Source organism: Akkermansia muciniphila (assembly GCF_900184965.1).
Lineage (GTDB): Bacteria > Verrucomicrobiota > Verrucomicrobiia > Verrucomicrobiales > Akkermansiaceae > Akkermansia > Akkermansia muciniphila_A.
This window is the reverse complement of the sequence record NZ_FXYA01000204.1, coordinates 41,114-61,491: the sequence shown is the minus strand read 5'-3', so window position 1 is coordinate 61,491 and position 20,378 is coordinate 41,114. Positions and strand designations below refer to the sequence as shown.

The window sequence follows — 20,378 nt, the reverse complement described above, 5'->3', positions numbered from 1 at the left end:
AACAGGAGAAAAGCCGTTTTTCTCCTGTTGCGCTTCCTCGTCTTCACATCCCGCGTGATCGACTAGAGGCTTTTTATCCCGTAAAACGCTTCCAGTCGGTTCCGCCCTTCAGGGAAAGGACCGCCCAGCCCAGCATCCGGGTTCTTCAGGATGCAAACCATAACATCTCCGCCACAGCAGCCCATGTCAAAGCGACTCTACTTCGGGAATATCAAGGAAGTCATCGAACCTCCGAACCTTATTGAGATCCAACTTCAATCATACTTCGATTTTCTACAACAGGACACGCCGGCCGCGGCCAGGAAAAACATCGGGTTACAAGGCGTTCTGAAGGAAATCTTTCCTATCAAGAGCTATGACGAAAACATTGAGCTCGACTTCGTCTCCTACGACATTGAACAGCCGAAGATGAGCGATTACGAGGCCATCCGCGCGGGGGAAACCTACAGCGCCGCCCTTCAGGTCACCTTCAAGCTCAAATCCGACAACGAGTCCAAGGAAGAAACGGTTTATATGGGGGAACTCCCCATGATGACCAACCGCGGCACCTTTGTCATCAACGGCGCCGAACGCGTCATCGTGTCCCAGCTTCACCGTTCCCCGGGCATTTGCTTTGAAAGCGCCCAGCACCTGAACGGGAAACTGCTTCACTCCTTCCGCATCATCCCGGACCGGGGCTCCTGGCTGGAGGTGCAGTTTGACACCAATGACCTGCTCTACGTTTACCTTGACCGCCGCCGCCGCCGCCGCAAGTTCCTTGCGACGACGTTTATGCGTTACCTGGGTTTCAAAACGGACCGTGACATCGTCAGCCAGTTCTACAACATCCGCACGCTTCCCCTGAGCGAAGACATGACGGAAGAAGATCTGCACAACCTCGTGGCTGTAGACACGATCAAGGACAAGGATCTGGTTCTTGCCAAGGCTTTCGAACAGCTCAACATGGGTGTGGTTCGCCAGCTCCTCCAGTTCGGCATCAAGAAAATCGACGTCATTGACCAGAGCGAGGACGACGTGCTGATCAAAACCCTGAAAAAGGATCCCGCTCACGACGAAGAATCCGCCCTCAAGGAAATCTACAAACGGCTGAGGCCCGGAGACCCCGCTACGGCGGCTCAGGCACGCACCCTGCTCAAGAGGCTTTTTGACGATCCCAAGAAATACGACCTCACCCGCGTGGGACGCTATAAAATCAACCAGAAGCTCGGTCTGGACACCAGCCTGGACCAGCGCCTGATGACGGCGGAAGATTTCCTGGCCGCCCTCAAATACCTCCTGCGTCTCAAGAAGGGTGAAGGCATGGTGGACGACATCGACCACCTGGGCAGCCGCCGCGTACGCGCCGTAGGCGAACTTATGGCCAACCAGTGCCGCGTAGGTCTCGCCCGCACCGAACGCCTGGTCAAGGAACGCATGACCCTCATTGACCAGAACATTGAAGGCGTCACGCCCAGCAAACTCATCAATCCGAAGGCCCTCAGCGCCGTCGTGCGCGATTTCTTCGGCCGTTCCCAGCTCTCCCAATTCATGGACCAGATCAACCCCCTTGCGGAATTGACGCACAAGCGCCGCCTTTCCGCCCTGGGGCCCGGCGGTCTGAACCGTGACCGGGCCGGTTTCGAAGTCCGGGACGTGCATCCCTCCCACTACGGGCGCATTTGCCCCATTGAAACGCCGGAAGGCCCCAACATCGGCCTGATCAACTCCATGTGCACCTACGCCCGCATCAATGAATTCGGGTTCATTGAAACGCCTTACCGCAAGGTGGAAAACGGCCGGGTCACCAATACCATTGAATACGTCACCGCCGATCAGGAAGAAGGCTATCTCATCGCCCAGGCCAACAACCCGCTGGACGAACAGGGCAACTTCACGACCTCCCGCGTAACCGCCCGCGAAAAGGGAGAATTCATCGAAGTGGATCCGGCGGACGTGCATTACATGGACGTATCTCCCAAGCAGCTCGTCTCCATCGCCGCAGGTCTTATCCCCTTCCTGGAACATGACGACGCCAACCGCGCCCTGATGGGCTCCAACATGCAGCGCCAGGGCGTGCCTCTGATGGTGGCGGAATCCCCGTACGTGGGAACCGGCATTGAAGGCAAGTGCGCCAGGGACTCCCGTTCCGTCGTTCTGGCGGAAGCGGACGGCATCGTGGCCTCCGCCACGGCTGAAGTCATCATCACCACGAAAGACGGAGAACTGCCCGTGCGCCCGGAAGTGTTCCTGTCCGATCCCGACAGTGTGCGCACGGACCGCGACAATGGCGTTTACGTCTATCCCCTGCGCAAGTTCATGCGTTCCAATGCCGGCACCTGCATCAACCAGCGTCCTATCGTGCGCCGCGGCGACAAAATCAAAACCGGCGACGTGCTGGCGGACGGCCCGAACACGGACCAGGGCGAACTGGCCCTTGGCCGCAACGTTCTGGTGGCCTACATGCCGTGGAACGGCTACAACTTCGAAGACGCTATTGTCATCTCCGAAAAGACCGTGAAGGAAGACACCTTCACCTCCATCCACATCTCCGAGTTTGAAGTGCAGGCCCGTGATACCAAGCTGGGCCCGGAAGAAATCACCCGTGATATCCCGAACGCCGGTGATGAAGCCCTGAAAAACCTGGATCATGACGGCGTCATCCGCATCGGCGCGGAAGTGAAACCCGGCGACATTCTCGTCGGCAAAATCACTCCTAAATCGGAAACGGAACTGGCCCCGGAAGAACGCCTCCTTCGCGCCATCTTCGGTGAAAAGGCCGCGGAAGTGAAAGATACATCCCTCCGCGTTCCCTCCGGTTGCACCGGCATTGTGATGGACGTGCGCATTTCTTCCACGGGTTCCGGCCACCACCGCGGCGACCTCGTCGTGGACAGCGCGGAGAAGAAAAAGCAGTTCAAGAAAATCAACGACGAACACAAGAAGAAGAAAGAACAGCTTATTGACCAGTTGACCAAGAAGCTCTCCGACATTCTTCTGGGCGAAAAAATCCCGTTGGACGTCGTCAACGAACAGACCGGTGAAATCATCATCCCGGCCAACCGGAAAATCACCAAGACCCTGCTGCGCAAGCTGGCCCTGGTTCACGACCACATCGAAATCGAGCCCAGCCCGATCCGCAACAAGATTCTGGAAATCATCACCTCCTTTGAAGGCCGCTTTACGGAACTGGATGACGAACGGGAACACCGACTGGATCAGATGGAATCCGGAGACGAATCCGAACCCGGCGGACTGAAAGAAGTCAAAGTATACATCGCCGCCAAGCGCAAGCTCGGCGTGGGTGACAAGATGGCCGGCCGCCACGGCAACAAGGGCGTTGTCGCCAAAATCGTTCCGGAACAGGATATGCCCTTCCTTGCGGACGGCACTCCGGTGGACATCGTGCTGAACCCCTTGGGCGTGCCTTCCCGAATGAATGTGGGACAGGTGCTTGAAGCTCACCTCGGCATCGCTGCCAGAGCCCTCGGCTTCAAAGTGGCCACTCCGGTGTTCGACGGCATCAGTGAAGAAACCATCTGGAATTACATGTCCGAAGCCAAGAAGGTGGACGGTTTCACCTGGATCGGCGACGGCAAGGACGGAACCGTAGGCGGGAAGAGCACCCTTTATGACGGCCTGACCGGCGAACCTTTCCACAACCCGGTGGTGGTAGGCCAGACCTACATGCTCAAGTTGAACCACCTGGTGGCGGACAAGATTCACGCCCGTGCCGTGGGTCCGTACAGCCTGGTCACGCAGCAGCCCCTGGGCGGCAAGGCCCAATACGGCGGCCAGCGTTTCGGGGAAATGGAAGTGTGGGCGCTGGAAGCCTATGGCGCCGCCTATACCCTCCAGGAGCTTCTCACCGTCAAGTCCGACGACGTTCAGGGCCGTACCCGCATTTACGAATCCATCGTGAAGGGGGATAATACCCTGGAAGCCGGAACTCCGGAATCCTTCAACGTTCTGATGAAGGAAATGCAGTCCCTGGGGCTGAACGTACGCCCCGGCAGCAAGGATGAACAACCCTCCCTGCAACTCGGCGGCACGGATCTCACTCCTGTGGACGGCATGACGGAAGGCTTTGACAGCGACGACATGGCCGGCCTGGCGGACGTCGACTTCTCCGACCTCAAATTCTAATATCCACCGCATTCCGCCCCCGCGCCGCAAAACGCGGGGGCGGACACCAAACCTCCTTTAAACTTTCAATATATGTCTGACACCCCCACCATCAGGGAAATGCACGGCCTGAGCGACAAGCCCCGGACCTTTGACCAGGTTGCCATCACCGTGGCGGATCCGGATACCATCCGCAGCTGGTCATTCGGTGAAGTCGTCAACCCGGAAACCATCAACTACCGCACGTTCAAGCCGGAAAAAGGCGGCCTGTTCTGCGAACGCATCTTCGGGCCCACCCGAGACATGGAATGCGCCTGCGGCAAGTACAAGCGCATCAAGCATAAGGGCATCACCTGCGACCGCTGCGGCGTGGAAGTAACCAACGCACGCGTGCGCCGCGAACGAATGGGCCACATTGAACTGGCCGTTCCGGTCTCCCACATCTGGTTTTACAAATGCATGCCCAGCCGCATCGGCCTTATGCTGGACATGACTGCCCGCCATTTGGAACGCGTGATTTACTATGAAGACTACATCGTGGTAGATCCCGGCAGCACCCCTCTGGAAAAGGGTGCCATCCTGACGGAAGAGGAATTCCGCAACGCGGAAGACGAATACGGCTATGACAGCTTTGAAGCCGGCATGGGCGCGGAAGCCATTCAGAAAATGCTGGCGGCCATCGATCTGCCTACCCTCGTCGCGGATCTTCAGGAACAGCTGGACAATACCAACTCCAAGCAGAACAAGCGCAAGATTGCCAAGCGTCTGAAACTGGCCCAGGGATTCCTTCAGTCCAACACGCGCCCGGAATGGATGATTTTGAATGTTCTTCCCGTCATTCCTCCGGATCTGCGCCCGCTGGTTCCCCTGGAAGGCGGCCGTTTCGCCACGTCTGACCTGAATGACCTGTACCGCCGCGTCATCAACCGCAACAACCGCCTGAAAACCCTCCTGAGCCTCAAAACCCCGGAAGTCATCATCCGTAATGAAAAGCGCATGCTTCAGGAAGCCGTGGACGCCCTGTTTGACAACGGACGCCACGGCCGCGCCGTCACCGGCGCCGGCAACCGTCCCCTCAAATCCCTCTCCGACATGCTGAAGGGCAAGGGTGGCCGTTTCCGCCAGAACCTGCTCGGCAAGCGCGTGGACTACTCCGGCCGCTCCGTTATCGTCATCGGCCCGGAACTGAAACTCAACCAGTGTGGTCTTCCCAAGAAGATGGCGCTTATTCTGTTTGAGCCCTTCATTATCCACCGCCTGAAAGAGCTGGGCTACGTGCACACCGTGCGCTCCGCCAAGAAGCTCATTGACCGCAAGACGCCGGAAGTGTGGGACATTCTGGAAGAAGTGACCAAGGGGCACCCGGTCATGCTCAACCGCGCCCCCACCCTGCACCGACTCTCCATCCAGGCTTTTGAACCGGTTTTGATTGAAGGCTCCGCCATCCGTCTGCACCCGCTCGTCTGTAATGCGTACAACGCGGACTTCGACGGCGACCAGATGGCTGTGCACGTGCCTCTGTCCGTGGAAGCGCAGATGGAAGCCCGTCAGCTCATGCTGGCGCCCAACAATATTTTCTCCCCTGCTTCCGGCAAACCCATTGCCACCCCCACGCAGGACATCATTCTGGGCGCGTACTTCCTGACGCACACCCGTGCTGCGGAAGTGCAGAACAACCAGGATAATCATCACCATCTTCCCCTCTTCGAATCCATTGACGAGGTGGAATACGCCATTGCCGCCCGCAAGATCGGCTACCATGACTGGATCCGCCTGCACAACCCGGACTACGGCAAGAAGCCTTCCGAAGTAGTATACGGGGATGTCACCAAGAAGGTTATCGTCACTACTGCTGGACGCGTGCGTTTCAATGAAATCTGGCCCCGGGAACTCGGTTACATTAACCGTAACGTAGGCAAGAAACAGATGGGCGACATTATCTGGCGCTGCTACCAGACCGTCGGCAAGGAACGTACCGTGCAGACCCTGGACGCTCTGAAAAACCTGGGCTTCAAGGAAGCAACCCGTTCCGGCTGCTCCATCGGCATCGTGGACATGGTGGTTCCCTCCCAGAAAAAGACGGAAATTGAAAAAGCCTACGCAGAACTGGACAAGGTGACCCGCCAGTATAAGAACGGCATCATCACGGATGGAGAACGCTATCAGAAGGTGGTGGACATCTGGACTCAGACTACGGATGTCATCCAGGCAGCTCTGTACCGCAAACTGGAACACAACGAAGGTTCCAAGATGGCCAGCCCGCTCTTCATGATGGTGGACTCCGGTGCCCGAGGCAACAAGGCGCAGATCAAGCAGCTCTCCGGTATGCGCGGTTTGATGGCGAAACCCAGCGGCGAAATTATCGAACGCCCCATCACGGCCAACTTCCGTGAAGGTCTTTCCGTGCTGGAATACTTCATCTCCACCCACGGCGCCCGCAAGGGTCTGGCGGATACCGCCCTGAAGACGGCGGACTCCGGCTACATGACCCGCAAACTCGTGGACGTGGCCCAGGACGTCATCGTCCACGCGGAAGACTGCGGCACCAGCAACGGCATCACTGTTCACGCCATCTACGACGGCGATGAAGAAGTGGCGTCCCTCTCCTCCCGTATTTACGGCCGTACTTCCTGCGAACGCATCGTTGACCCCGTCAGCGGCGAGGTTATCGTGGACGTCAACGACCTCATTAACGAAAAGCAGGCGGAACAACTGGAAAAAATCGGCATTGAACGGCTGAAAATCCGTTCCGTGCTCACCTGCGAACTCAAGAAAGGCTGCTGCGCCAAGTGCTACGGCCTGAACCTGGCCACCGGACAGGAAGTGAAGATCGGGGAAGCGGTCGGCATTATTGCCGCCCAGTCCATCGGCGAACCCGGCACGCAGCTCACCATGCGTACGTTCCACGTAGGCGGAACGGCCACCACGGCGTTCAAGCAGCCCATTGTGAAAGCCAAGAACGACGGCCGCGTCATCTACACGGAAGATCTCCGCACGGTGGAAAACGCAGACGGCAACTTTGTCGTTCTGAATAAAAACTGCTCCGTTCGCATTGAAAATGAACAGGGCCGAGAACTGGAATCCTACCAGCCCGTCATCGGTACCATCCTGTATGTGCCCAACGGCGGCGCCATCAAGAAGGATGACACTCTCGCCACCTGGGACCCGTATAACGTGCCCGTAATCGCAGAAAAGGGCGGCATCGTCGAATTCAAGGATATGATCGTGGGCATCACCGTTTCCAAGGAAACGGACCGGGAAACCGGAGCCTCCTCCCTTGTCGTCATGGAACACAAGCAGGAACTTCACCCGCAGGTAGTCATCCGCGACGCCAAGACCCGCGAAGTTCTGGCCCATCACGCCATTCCCGCAGGCGCCAACCTCACCGTGAAGGACGGGGAAACCATTTCCGCCGGCACGATGGTGGCCAAGACGCCCCGCAAGGTAGCCAAGACGAAGGACATTACCGGCGGTCTGCCCCGCGTGGCGGAATTGTTCGAAGCCCGCAAGCCCAAGGACGCCTGCACCATTGCACGCGTGGAGGGCATTGTGCGCCTCAGCAGCAAGAATACCTCCCGCGGCAAGAAGGTCATTACCATTGAAACGCCCACGGGCGAACTGGTGGACCATCTGGTGCCGATGAACAAGCACGTTATCGTTCACGAAGACGACCATGTGCATCTGGGCGACCAGCTTACGGAAGGCCCCGTCTCTCCGGAAGAAATTCTGGATGTCTGCGGCAAGGAACGCCTCCAGGAACACCTCGTCAACGAAGTTCAGGAAGTGTACCGCCTCCAGGGTGTGGAAATCAACGACAAGCATGTGGAAATCATCGTTCGCCAGATGCTTCGCAAGGTAGTCATCACGGAACCCGGCAATACCGAATTCCTGTGGGGAGACCAAGTGGACAAGACTACGTTTGACCGCATTAATGAACAAACCGTAGCCCAGGGCGGCCAGCCGGCCGCAGCCAAGCCCGTCCTGCTTGGCATCACGAAGGCCTCTCTGGAAACGGAATCCTTCATCTCCGCAGCATCCTTCCAGGATACTACGCGCGTTCTGACGGAAGCATCTACCCTCGGCAAGACTGACACGCTGGAAGGCTTCAAGGAAAACGTCATCATGGGTCACCTCATTCCCGCCGGCACCGGATTCTCCCGTTACAGCAAGATTGAAGTGGAACCCGCAGAGGGCGCGGAAGAAATCGCGCTGGCCAGCGACGAAGAGGAAGCGGAGGAACTTGCCGAAGACATGTTGAACGACACCATCAACTTCGACAACGAACGCTAAGCCCTTCACTCCATCCACATTCAAAGGCCGCTTCCCGTTTCCGGGGGGCGGCCTTTTTTATGGTCTCTCCGCGTTATTTCATGAAAATGAGGAAAAGCGGATTGGAAATTCGGCGATGAACCCTATATTAGCCCATGTAACATAAAATTTGATATTTTATATTCATGATGAAAGCATAACGATGATTTTCCCCTTATTTCAAAGGAGATTTAAATGAAAGAGCAAAAATCCAATTTTAGAGATTTAAAAAATCATAACACACTTACAGTGAGAGTTTGAAAATCCAAGAACTGGTATTTTCAACTTGACATCAAATTTCCAATCCGTTATATACGCAAAAAATTAACATCTAACATTTTTACAATGCGTCTCCATCTCCCTATTACCCTGCTGCCCGCTGTTCTGGCTTGTTATACCGGCGTTTCCCTGGCTGCCCCAACTCCTGAATCTCCCGCATGAGGAGCGGACTCCACCTTCAACAACAACGAGCCCGCCAATGAATATTCAGTTACTGGGAACCAATCCGTCAGCCTTGATGTAAATTCAGGAAACAACAATTACACCACAGGACTTTATATTGGAGCAGACTCCTCGTTTACCATTAATCAGAATTCTAACGGCGGCTGTACTATCAATTTGAACGGGGCATTTGCCGGAGAAGGAAATCTGACGCTGGTAGCGGCTAACGGCAATGCCGGCTATGCCTCCAAGTTTGTGCTTGGTTCCCAGGAAAGCAGCTTCGCCGGGAACATTATCCTTTCCCAAAAGGGAACACAAGCCGGAGGAGCCATTCTCCAGATTACGGGCACGGCGCTCGCCAACGCAACAGTGGATTTGTCGGGATCAATCAATCAAAGTTCCAGTGCTCTGACGTTGCAAATTTCCAATGCCGCTTCTCTGGCCGGTTTAAATGATGCCGACGGCTCCAGCGGAACGCATAAAGGACGCGTCCAGTCAGCCAATTCTTCCAGAGCGGATCTTACCCTGACGGGCAACGGGAATTACACGTATGGGGGAAGCATCGGGGCAACCACGCAACATTCCGGAGTCAACGGCAACACTACTCCCACGGGGGGAATAAATCTGATTATGGCCGGAACGGGTACTCAGAACCTGACGGGATCCGTCATCAACGCGAACATCACGGCCCAAGGGGGCGCCTTGAAAATCAATAATTCTTCCCTGGCCTATTCCGGCATAATCACCATGGAGGGAGGAACGCTGGATTTCACCTCCGCCACTCTGGGGGCAAATGCCGTGTTGAACATGAACGGCACCGGCACATTGAAAAACGCAACAATTGACGGAACCAAGTTAACCTATACGGAATCAGGCTCCTCCTTTACCAAGAAAAATGTCACCTTCACTTCAGGCACCATTGATATCGGCGGCGCACTTGACAATCTGGTGGAGGAAGACCAGGGATACACGTTTGATTTAGGGAGCAACCTCGGCTCGAACTTTACCGTTACGGGATTGGCAACGGGACAATACAGCATAGAAGGCAGCGTGCTGACGATTGAAGAAGGGGCTATATCCAGCGTGACGTGGGTATCCGCGGGAGCGGCAGGGGCGTTGGAAGAAACGGTAAAAAACGCCTTTACGCTGACCCTTGGGGAGGGGAACGCGGCCAATGTCAGCCTGGGATATCTGGACGGAACCCTGACGAGCAGCGGGGATAAAGTCTATCAAATCACCAACAGCGGCGGAACCAAAATCAACCTGAACGGAGTATACAACAACGGGGCAACCCTGCCGTCCGGCAACCTCAACTACCAGGGGGACGTCTGGATGGATATCATCGGGGGGCCATTCGGCACCGTCGTTGGGGGCGTATCCAACGAATGGAGCACCAACCTCCAGACCAGCACGCTGACGGGAGACACCCATGTGCAGCTCTCGGGAAACGCCACGGCGGAACACGTCATCGGCGGAAATAACAAGGGAGCGAGCACCACCCTGACGGGCAACACAAACGTTACCGTCAAAGATAACGCCATCGTGGCGGGGGCCATCATCGGAGGAAGCACCTCCGCCCACAATGCCGTCACTACCATCACCGGAAACACGAGCGTCCTGGTCACCGGCATTCAGTACAGCAACAACGCGACCGTCAACCTGGGAGGTTTCCGCAACGTCACAGACCAGAACTTCATCACGGGCGGAAGCGCGTGGACAGCCAACACGGCATCCGGAACGACGGTGCGGGGCAACACCTCGGTAACGATTAATGTAAGCAATGCGGAACTCTCCGACACGGAAGGACACAACAACTTCGTCAAAAACATTTATGGGGGCAGTTACGGAAATACGGCATCCGAAAGCAACGGAGCCGTACAAAAAGTGGAAGGAAACTCAGGCGTCTCCATAACCGGAAAAGAAGGAATCACCTTCACGGGAAACATCATGGGCGGCTCCTTCTGGAACTGGGGCAACGGCACGACGCTGACCACCAACGGAAACACCATCGTCTCCATTGACGGAGGCTCCACCTTCACGGGCAACATCGTGGGCGGCTCCTGGAGAGGAAACACGTGGACGGCGGAAGATCCCACAGCGCTGCCCGTCAGCATTGGCGGCAACGTCACCGTCACCCTTGGAAAGGGCGCCTACCTGGGCGACATCTACGGCGCGGGCAACTGCGGCACGGTAGGAGGCGGCGTCCTCGTCTCCCTGACGGGAGGAAGCGTCTTTGGGGCGGAAGGGGAAGACGGCGGCATCACCGTCGGCGGAAGCGCCGGAGCGGCGGTCGAAGGAGACAGGACGCTGGTACTCAAGGGAACCTTTGGAGACGGGAACTTCCAAAACGTCACCTTCACCCGGTTTGATGAAATTAATGTCGAGCAGGAAGGAATTTCGGCTACCATCTGGGCACTGACCGACAGCCCGTCCCTGACCAAAACCGGAGCGGGAAACCTGAAACTCGGAGCGGACGCGGCAGGAGCGCAAACCATCCTTGACGGAACCACGGAAGGAATCTCCATCACGGCAGGCAGCCTGAACCTCTCCGGAGCCGACGGCAGCCGTATGAAAGGAACGTGGAATATCTCCTCCGGCTCCCGTCTGACCGGAGTCAGCGGAACCGTAACCGTAGGAGAAGGCGGCCTGGACGGACTAACCATCGCCCTGGGAACGGAAAACATCGGCCAGGACACGCAGGCATCTGACGCCGTCATCAGCAACGGCAGCGCAACGGGAAGCGACCCGAACCTGACCATATCGGGAGAAGGGCTGACGCTGGACCTGAGCAACGACGCCGTCGTCAACCTTCTGCTGGACCACAAAACCGACGACTCTTCCAGCTACCTGACCCTGACCAGCGGAACGCTGACCGTCGGCGACCTGGGAGACATCGCCTTCACTACCGACCTTCTGGCCAACTACGGCATCCGGGTCACCGGAACGGACGGAGGCAGCCTGGTGCTCAGCGGAGCGTCCGCCGGCCTCTACCGCGTGCAGGCGGAAGGAGGTGACGCCCATGAAGTCAACTCCTATCAAACGCTCTCCGGCTACGCCGGCGTCGTCATCGGGGGCGGACAGACCCTGACGGTCAACCTGGCCGGAGCACCAGGCGAAGCCGACGGACAGGGAGCTAGAATCAACAACCTGATGGGATCCACGGGCAGCAGCCTGGTCGTCAACAACACCGGAGACAGCACGGCCGTCGTCATCCTCAACAACAAACAAATAGAGACGGGAGAAGACGACATCGACCCGGCCGGCCAGGACACCGTCATGGGCGGCAGCATCACGGGCGGCAGCAACGTCACCTTCATCAAAGAAGGAATCGGAGCGCTGACGGTCGGAGGAAAGATGAACGTGGAAACCCTGGTCCTGCGTGAAGGAAGCATCGTCCTCAACGGCGCGGAAAACTCCCTGGACACCCTTACTCTGGAAGGAGGAGGCCTGACCATCAACGGCAACGCTGAAATCGAAACCATGACCGTTACGGAAGCCGGAGGAACCCTGACCATTCAGGGAACTTTTGACCTGACCGGAACAAGCAATATCAACGACGGAGCCATCACCGGAACCGGCTGCCTCCGTATCCGGGAAGGAGCGGAACTGGCCCTGGGCGGAGAAGCCCGGCTGGACGGACCCGCAATCACCGCTGACGGCACGCTGAACCTCTCCGGAACGGAAGCCGGCACCATCAGCAGCCTCTCCGGCGCCGGAACCCTGTCCATGAACGGAGGCAGCCTCGCCATCTCCTCGGCGACAACCTCCGCCGGAACTTTCTCCGGCACGCTGGAAGGCAGCGGCGCCCTGGACATCTCCGGGAAAACCACCCAATACCTGCAAACCGGCAATGAGGACTACGACCTCGCCGTCCGTGACGGAGGCATCCTTGTCCTGAAAGGCACCGCAGACACCTCCACGCTGAACTACAACGGCATCACCGCCGGAAACAACGGCACCCTGCGTATTGAAGCCACCGGGGATGCCCAGGGCAACGCCAACACCACGCTCAACGTGGAAAGCGCCACCTTCCAGAACGGCTCCACGACGGAACTGATCTACAACTTCAACCAGGACGCCCCCTTCGGCGCCCCCATGCTGACGGCGGGCACCATCACCGTGCAGGACGGAGCCGACTTCCTCCTCTCCAACATGGAAGGGAATGCCGCCATGAACGCGGGAAGCGACCTTCATGACATCATCCTGATGAGCGCCACCGACAGCATCAGCGGTTTGGAAGACGGACAAAACCTCGCCGCCCGGATATCCGGCCTCTTCGCCGTTTACTATCAGGACGCCACCCTGAGCCGCGACGGAAACGACATCCTGCTCAATGCCACGCTCCGTCAGGAAAACCTCTTCTCTCCCGCGGCCGACACATGGAATTCCGCCGCTGGAGCCAGCCTGCTCTGGGAAGCCCGCAAAAACCTGGATTCCGACTCCCAGCTGGCCCAATTCATGAACGGCGTCAGCACCATGATCAGCAACGGCAACCTCTCCGAAGCCTCCCGCGCCATGGCAGCGGTGTCGGGAAGCACAGTCAACGCGCTGGGTACGGCGCAGCGGGACGCCCTGCGCGACCAGATGGGCTGGATCCGCAACCGGACCACCCTCATGGGCGTCAACCCCGCCTACGTCAACGACGACCTCCCCCGCTTCCACATGTGGATGGAAGGCACGGGCTCCTACGCCCAGCTCGACACCCGGGGGGATGAAAGCGGCTACCGGCTCACCACCTGGGGATGCACCGTGGGCATGGACGCGGACCTCAGCGACCGCATCACCGTGGGAGCGGCCTTCACGGCCAGCTACGGCGACCTGACGGCCAGCGCGGCGGACAGCGCCGACGGCCACCTGGACAGCTACTACGCCAGCCTCTTCGGGCGCTACCAGAACAAACGCTGGGCGCACACGCTCATCCTGACGGGAGGATGGAACGACGCGAAACTCAACCGCACGGTCAACTACGGAGAAGGAAGCTACAGCACGCAGGGCAGCACCAGCGGGTGGGGCCTTGGAGCCATGTACGAACTCACCTACGACATCTACCTTGACGAAAACCGCAGCAGCGTGCTGCAGCCGCTGTTCAACGCCTCGGTGGTGACGACGCGGATGGACGACTATGAAGAAACGGGAGCGGGCAACGCGGGCCTGAACGTCGGCCGGCAGGACTGGACGACGGGAACAGTGGCGCTGGGCGGCCGTTGGATGGGTCTTGTAGGCAGCAACATCTTCGGACGAGAAGCGCTGGGGGAAATCCGGGTCAACGCGGCGCAGGACCTGGGAGACCGTAGGGGAGAAACAAACGTCACCCTGCTGGGCAACCCCGGCTTCACGCAAAGCGTGAGAGGGGCGAAAGCGGGAACGACGGCATTGCAGCTCGGAGCGGGGCTGAGCGTGCCGGTGGGGACGAAAGGGACCGTCTTCGTCAACGGCAACGCGGACATCCGTGACGGGTCCAGCTCGGTGAACGGAAGCGTCGGCTACCGTTACGACTTCTAACAGAAAGAAACGGGGAAGGAGGCTCCCCACAGCCTCTTTCCTCCGGGCCCTCCAGAGCCGTTCCGAAACAACTCCGGAACGGCTCTGAGTTTTTGTTTATCGTAGGATTATCCCCTTGGCCTACTTCCCGAAGATATTGATTAATTCAAAGTCAAAAAGTTGTGTTTACGTTTCCGAGGTAAACAAATGGAAGCCCGTTAACATTGCGAATACCGGTATCAAGAAGAATGATGCCGCCATGAACGGCGTATTCCTTCTTCAACCTCAGGGAATGAATGCCGCTGCCGATCCGCAGGATGTTTTTTCAACCATCCCGGCCATAAAGCCGGAAACGACGGGTATCATTTATTTTCCATGAAGTAAGCCTGCAGAATACAAATAATATGCAGGACAATGGGAATGAGGGCGAAGATGAACCAATAGAGGAGGCCGTAAGCTGCTCCCACCACCAGGAACCAGATGATGGCCTGGACAAAGTGCCCCTTGTACAACTGGCCGAGACCGGGAATAAACAGGCTTAAAATGGCTGCTAAAAAAGATTTCATATGCTGGCTGAGTAAGAAATGACCGCACGGGAAAAGATTCCGCGTGCCTGTACCAGTTGAGAGCCTTCCTTCTTCCCCCACGTTCAATCTCCCGGCGCCTCCCCTGTCATGAATGACGGTTTTCCCGGAGCGAATGAAGCCGGCGCGGCAGGGAACGGGAGGCAGTCATGTTCAAGTCTTGACCGCCGCATGGGCTATGTTACCCTCCCCGCGCACAGGGCACTCATGTTAGAAGGGTAGAGACCACCATGTCCATTGAACTGACTCGCAATTTCTCCATTATCGCTCACATCGACCACGGAAAGACCACCCTTTCCGACCGGTTGCTGGAAAAGACGAATACCATTTCCGAACGGGAGAAGCAGGATCAGCTTCTGGACGCCATGGATCTGGAGCGGGAAAAGGGCATCACCATCAAGTCCCACCCCGTCACCATTTTCTACAAGGCCAGGGACGGAAAAACTTACAAGCTCAATCTGCTGGATACGCCGGGCCATGTGGATTTTTCCTACGAAGTGTCCCGTTCCCTGGCGGCATGCGAGGGAGCCCTCCTTATTGTGGACGCGGCCCAGGGAGTGGAAGCCCAAACGCTCGCCAACATGCACCTGGCCATGGATCTGAACCTGGCCATCATCCCCGTCATCAATAAGATCGACCTACCCAGCGCCAACCTGCCCAAAGTGTACCGCCAGCTGGAGGACATCGTCTGCATCCCCCATGAGGAAGCCATCCATGCCTCCGCCAAGATGGGCATCGGCATTGACGATATTCTGGAAGCCGTTGTTCAGCGCATCCCTCCGCCAGAAACGGAGCAGGACGGCTTTTTGCGCGCCCTGGTGTTCGATTCCGTTTACGACGCCTACCGCGGCGTGGTCTCCTATGTACGCGTCATTTCCGGCAGCGTGCACCGCGGCATGAAAGTCAAACTTTTCGCGACGGACGAAGTGTATGAAGTGAAAGAAGTGGGCATCTTCACGCCCAAAATGACCCGAACGGATTCCCTGGAAGCCGGCGACGTAGGCTACATCATCGCCAACATGAAATCCGCGGCGGACGTCAAGATTGGGGACACGTACACGGATTACATGCGCCCCTGCCCGTCCCCCCTGCCCGGCTTCAAGGAAATCCGCCCCATGGTCTTTTCCGGCATTTATCCGGTGGATTCCTCTGATTTTGAAGCCCTGAAAGCAGCCATGGCGAAGCTTCAGATTAATGACGCCGCTTTCTCCTTCCAGGCGGAATCTTCCGTAGCTCTGGGCTTCGGGTTCCGCTGCGGCTTCCTGGGCCTGCTCCATATGGAAATCATTCAGGAGCGCCTGCGCCGGGAATTCAACATGGATATCATCTCCACCTATCCCTCCGTCATTTATGAGGTCACCAAGACCAATGGAGAGGAAATCAATGTGGACAATCCCAGCCTGCTCCCGGAACCGCAGGAAATTCAGGAAATCCGGGAACCTATCGTCAAGGTGTTCATCATGCTTCCGGGGGAATACATCGGGGACATCATGCAGCTTGTTCTGGAAAAACGCGGCAGTGTGGACAATACGGAGACCATTGACGACATGCGCGTGATGCTCACCTGCACCGTCCCTCTGGCGGAAATTCTGGTGGATTTCAACGACAAGCTCAAATCCATGACGCGCGGCTACGGCTCCATGGATTATGAATACGCCGGTTATCAGGCCGCCAAACTCATTAAAATGGACATGCTCATCGCCGGGGAACCGGTGGACGCTTTCTCCATGATCGTTCACCAGGACAAGGCCGCCTCCCGCGGCAGGGAACTGGCGGAACGCCTGAAAAACGTCATTCCCCGCCAGCTCTTCACCGTCGCCATTCAGGCCTGCATCGGCGGCAAGATTATTGCCCGGGAAAGCATCTCCCCCATGCGCAAGGACGTGACGGCCAAATGCTACGGCGGGGACGTCACCCGCAAGCGCAAACTTCTGGAAAAACAGAAGGAGGGCAAAAAACGCATGAAGGCCATCGGAAAAATCAACATCCCGCAGGAAGCGTTCATCAAGGTGTTGAAAACAGGGGATTAACCCATTTTCTTTCCGCAGGACCGCTAAACGGGTGCTTTCCTTTTTCCTCCCGGTTTTATATCAGTTCTCCGTTGAATATGGAGAGACTGTTTTCCCGGGTTCTCTCGGCCTGTGTTTTGGCGAGCATTCATGCCCCTGCCAGCGGGGAGGATGAGGTCAGGATGGGTATTTACGAGCAGATCTTTCTTTTTGACGGCAAAACAACCGGAGACGTCACGCGCGTGGTAACACGCCGTCAGCAAATTATCGCCATACGGAACCGGAAGCAGAAGGAACAGGAAGCCAAGAAATACTGAAACCGCCGCAGTCGTTGAACAATTCCCGGTTGCGCATTTTTCCCTGTTATGCTATCAGGTCAGTCATGAGTCTGCCCAGGCTGTCCATGCTTCTTCTTGCCTCCGCCGCCCTCTGCTCCTGCGTAGGGACCTCTCCGGAACAGGAAGAACCGAAGGTAAAAAAAAGCCTTTCGGAATACATGCAGGACAATAAGGCCAATTCCATCGCCAATGTTCCGACGGGGCTGTTGAGCACTACTCCGAATCAGCAACAGGCCACCCATCTTACCGCCACCACACAGGAGGAAATGACCAGGGCAGACAGCGGGGCCGTCTATTACACGGACGCTCATGACCCGGACGCCCCCATCCCCGGACTGGAAGAGGCTTTCGCCCAGCGTAAGGAAAACGAACGCTGGATTCAAAGCTATCCCACCGCCCTCCGGGAAGCCCAGAGTACCGGAAAACCCATTCTCATCTGGTTCCACCATTCCGTGGGCAGCCCTCCCAGCAAAAAACTTGGGACCGAACTCCTCCATACGAAGGAATTTGAAGACTGGGCAAAAAGGAATGTCGTCCGCGTCTGTTACGACCAGGCGGAAAAATTTGAAAGCGAACCTGTTTACAGGAAGCGCCAGAAGATGCTGGAATATGTGAAAAAGGCTCCCTCCCTGTTTGGCGTGAGAGGAACGCCCGTGCTTCTGGTCATGTCTCCGGACGGCTCCAAAGTGGATACGCTGCGCGGTTACTACACCGGCCAAAACGCCCTTTATTTTGACCAGATCAAGAACAGCGTCAAACTGGCGAAGCAACAATATGAAGAGTTTAAAAAAACGCTGATTCCCAAAGGCTACCGGGTCTGGACAGGAGTCAATGGCAATACCGTCTTCGCCAAGCTTTCCCGCTATTCGGAAAAGACCCGGACCCTCTGGCTCCAGGAGCTGGACGGGCACCAGAGCAAAACATCCCTGAAGAGGCTCAGCCTTGAAGACAGAACATGGCTTCTGGAGCAGAAAGAAGCCCATGAAAACAACGGCCGGAACAAGCGATCCGGCCCACGTGACGCCTGAACGGCTTTTCCCCGGCTGTCCGGCTGCGGAACGGTTTATTCATGAGCTTCCACTCCAGCCCCATTTTTGTATTGAAATATAAAACTGATATTCTATTTTTCCTAAAACTCTCTTCCAGCGTTTTTTCTTTCGGGGATGTGGTCTTTTCCGCTCCGGAGGAAATGCCCTTACGGACAAATCCCGCCGCTTCCCCTTCCAACCATTCGCCTGTTTAATTCATGATTTCAACAATGAACCGTCATGCCGCCACCGCCCTGATGCTTGCGGCCTGTTCCCTGTCCGCTTCCGCAGACCAGCCGCAGAAGCAAACGACGGACCAGCGCCCCAACATCGTAGTCATTGTCACTGATGACCATTCCTACCAGACCCTGGGCACCTGTGAAAAGGACTCTCCCATGCCTTATCCGAACTTCCGCAAACTGGCGGACGAAGGCATGGTCTTTGACCGGAGCTACTGCGCCAACTCCCTGTGCGGTCCTTCGCGGGCCTGTATTTACACGGGCCGCCATTCCCATATGAACGGGTACCTCTTCAACGAACATGCGGCTCCTTTTGACGGTTCCCAGCCCACTTTCCCGAAAATGCTCCAAAAGGCCGGTTACCAGACCGCCATCGTCGGCAAGTGGCATCTGGAAGCCATTCCGCCGGACGCCAAGGGAGACACGTCCAAATATGAATCCAACCCCACCGGATTCGATTACTGGGAAATTTTCCCCGGCCAGGGCAACTATTTCAATCCGGATTTTATCACTCCCGACAAAGACGGCAAGCGCGTGGTGAAAACGGAACCCGGCTATGCCACGGAACTGGTCACGCAAAAAAGCCTCAAATGGCTGGACCAGAGGGACAAGGACAAGCCTTTCATGCTCGTCGTGGGCCACAAGGCTCCCCACCGCTGCTGGTGCCCCTCCATTCAGAATCTGGGCCGCGCCAAACAGTATGCGGACGCCATTGACCCGCCCGCCAATCTGGAAGACGATTTTGCAGACCGTCCGGAATTCCTGAAAATGACGGAACAGACCCTGCTCAACCATTTCAACGTATGGTCTGACGAACACCTGATCAAGGAGGTGGTCCCGGAAGACATACAGAAAATGCTTTCCTGCCCGGAATCCAAGACCCTGCATACCCAGTATGACTGGGAAATGCCGGAATGGGTGCGCATGGACCCGCAGCAGAAGGAAGCCTGGTACAACTATCACAAGGCCCGCACCGTACAGCTTGTCAAAGATATTAGAAACGGAAAAATCAAAACGCAGCGTGACATTTTGCTGCGCCGCTGGCGCCATTATATGGAAGACTATCTGGGCACCGTTCTTTCCGTGGATGAAAGCATCGGCCAGATCATGGATTATCTGAAACGGAACGGCCTGGACAGGAATACGCTGGTTCTCTACTGCGGAGACCAGGGATTCTACATGGGGGAACACGGCCTGTACGACAAGCGCTGGATTTTTGAAGAATCCTTCCGCATGCCCCTCATCATGAGATGGCCGGGCCACATCAAGCCAGGCGTGCGCTCCTCCGCCATAGTGCAGGAACTGGATTATGCCCCCACTTTCTGCGAGGTAGCCGGGGTAAATACCAAGGAAAATATGAACACCTTCCAGGGCCGCAGCCTTACTCCCCTGTTCCAAACCGGGGAACATCAGAATTTCAAGAATCGTCCTATCTATTACGCCTTTTACGAAAATCCGGGCGAACACAACGCTCCGCGCCATGACGGCCTGCGCACGGACCGTTATACGCTCTCCTATATCTGGACCAGCGACGAATGGATGCTCTTTGACAACCAGAAGGATCCGGCCCAAATGCACAACGTCATCAACAAACCGGAATATGCGGAAACCGTGAAAGAGCTTAAAGCCCTTTACGGCAAGCTCCGCAAAGACTACCAGGTGCCGGAAGGCTTCCCCGGAGCCACCGGCAAACTGGCTGTCAAGCCGCAGTGGGACTGCGCTCCCTCCAGAGATTGACGCCGCCATTCACCGTTCCTCCCGAAACACGGGTTATCCGGAACACGCCATTGACGGCGGAAAGACAAGGTTTAACTCCTCACACAAACAACAGCCATTACCACACGCGCCG

Annotated in this window: 9 protein-coding genes; 8 read left to right on the top strand and 1 reads right to left on the bottom strand. The window is 56.9% G+C overall.

Annotated elements, in window-relative coordinates; genetic code table 11:
* The first annotated feature begins 183 nt into the window (after window positions 1-183).
* The 4 genes from rpoB (at window position 184) to CI070_RS13600 (ending at window position 14,710) form a co-directional block, all read left to right on the top strand.
* Window positions 184-4,122, top strand: coding sequence for a DNA-directed RNA polymerase subunit beta (rpoB, locus tag CI070_RS08270; protein WP_012420082.1), 3,939 nt, complete (start codon window positions 184-186; stop codon window positions 4,120-4,122).
* Between the two features lie 72 nt (window positions 4,123-4,194).
* Window positions 4,195-8,391, top strand: a complete 4,197-nt coding sequence (gene rpoC, locus CI070_RS08265; RefSeq protein ID WP_094137312.1) for a DNA-directed RNA polymerase subunit beta' — start codon at window positions 4,195-4,197, stop codon at window positions 8,389-8,391.
* Between the two features lie 636 nt (window positions 8,392-9,027).
* Entirely contained in the window at window positions 9,028-14,352 is a 5,325-nt protein-coding gene (locus CI070_RS08260; protein WP_256943600.1) for an autotransporter outer membrane beta-barrel domain-containing protein, read from the top strand.
* A 115-nt stretch (window positions 14,353-14,467) separates the two neighbouring features.
* Window positions 14,468-14,710, top strand: coding sequence for a hypothetical protein (locus CI070_RS13600; RefSeq protein ID WP_094137311.1), 243 nt, complete (start codon window positions 14,468-14,470; stop codon window positions 14,708-14,710).
* Here CI070_RS13600 and CI070_RS08250 read toward each other — a convergent pair.
* A complete protein-coding gene (locus CI070_RS08250) occupies window positions 14,694-14,897 on the bottom strand; it encodes a hypothetical protein (protein WP_094137378.1) in 204 nt (67 codons plus the stop codon). The genes CI070_RS13600 and CI070_RS08250 overlap by 17 nt on opposite strands.
* Before the next feature lie 248 nt (window positions 14,898-15,145).
* Between CI070_RS08250 and lepA the strand changes: the two genes are divergently transcribed.
* From lepA to CI070_RS08230, 4 genes are all read left to right on the top strand, one after another.
* Complete coding sequence (gene lepA / locus CI070_RS08245) at window positions 15,146-16,945, top strand: translation elongation factor 4 (RefSeq protein WP_094137310.1); 1,800 nt, start codon at window positions 15,146-15,148, stop codon at window positions 16,943-16,945.
* A gap of 77 nt (window positions 16,946-17,022) precedes the next feature.
* Window positions 17,023-17,241 (top strand): hypothetical protein, encoded by a 219-nt coding sequence (locus CI070_RS08240; RefSeq protein ID WP_143246904.1) that lies wholly within the window; start codon window positions 17,023-17,025, stop codon window positions 17,239-17,241.
* A gap of 65 nt (window positions 17,242-17,306) precedes the next feature.
* Window positions 17,307-18,290, top strand: a complete 984-nt coding sequence (locus CI070_RS08235) for a thioredoxin family protein (protein WP_143245724.1) — start codon at window positions 17,307-17,309, stop codon at window positions 18,288-18,290.
* Window positions 18,291-18,520: 230 nt separating this feature from the next.
* Window positions 18,521-20,266: a sulfatase family protein gene (locus CI070_RS08230; RefSeq protein WP_094137307.1), complete on the top strand. Its 1,746-nt coding sequence runs from the start codon at window positions 18,521-18,523 to the stop codon at window positions 20,264-20,266.
* Window positions 20,267-20,378: the final 112 nt, after the last annotated feature.

Excerpts from the sequence above, each read along its gene's own strand:
- rpoB (WP_012420082.1), top strand. The coding sequence starts at position 184 with ATGTCAAAGCGACTCTACTTCGGGAATATCAAGGAAGTCATCGAACCT.
- rpoC (WP_094137312.1), top strand. The coding sequence starts at position 4,195 with ATGTCTGACACCCCCACCATCAGGGAAATGCACGGCCTGAGCGACAAG.
- CI070_RS08250 (WP_094137378.1), bottom strand. The coding sequence starts at position 14,897 with ATGAAATCTTTTTTAGCAGCCATTTTAAGCCTGTTTATTCCCGGTCTC.
- lepA (WP_094137310.1), top strand. The coding sequence starts at position 15,146 with ATGTCCATTGAACTGACTCGCAATTTCTCCATTATCGCTCACATCGAC.
- CI070_RS08240 (WP_143246904.1), top strand. The coding sequence starts at position 17,023 with ATGGAGAGACTGTTTTCCCGGGTTCTCTCGGCCTGTGTTTTGGCGAGC.
- CI070_RS08235 (WP_143245724.1), top strand. The coding sequence starts at position 17,307 with ATGAGTCTGCCCAGGCTGTCCATGCTTCTTCTTGCCTCCGCCGCCCTC.
- CI070_RS08230 (WP_094137307.1), top strand. The coding sequence starts at position 18,521 with ATGAACCGTCATGCCGCCACCGCCCTGATGCTTGCGGCCTGTTCCCTG.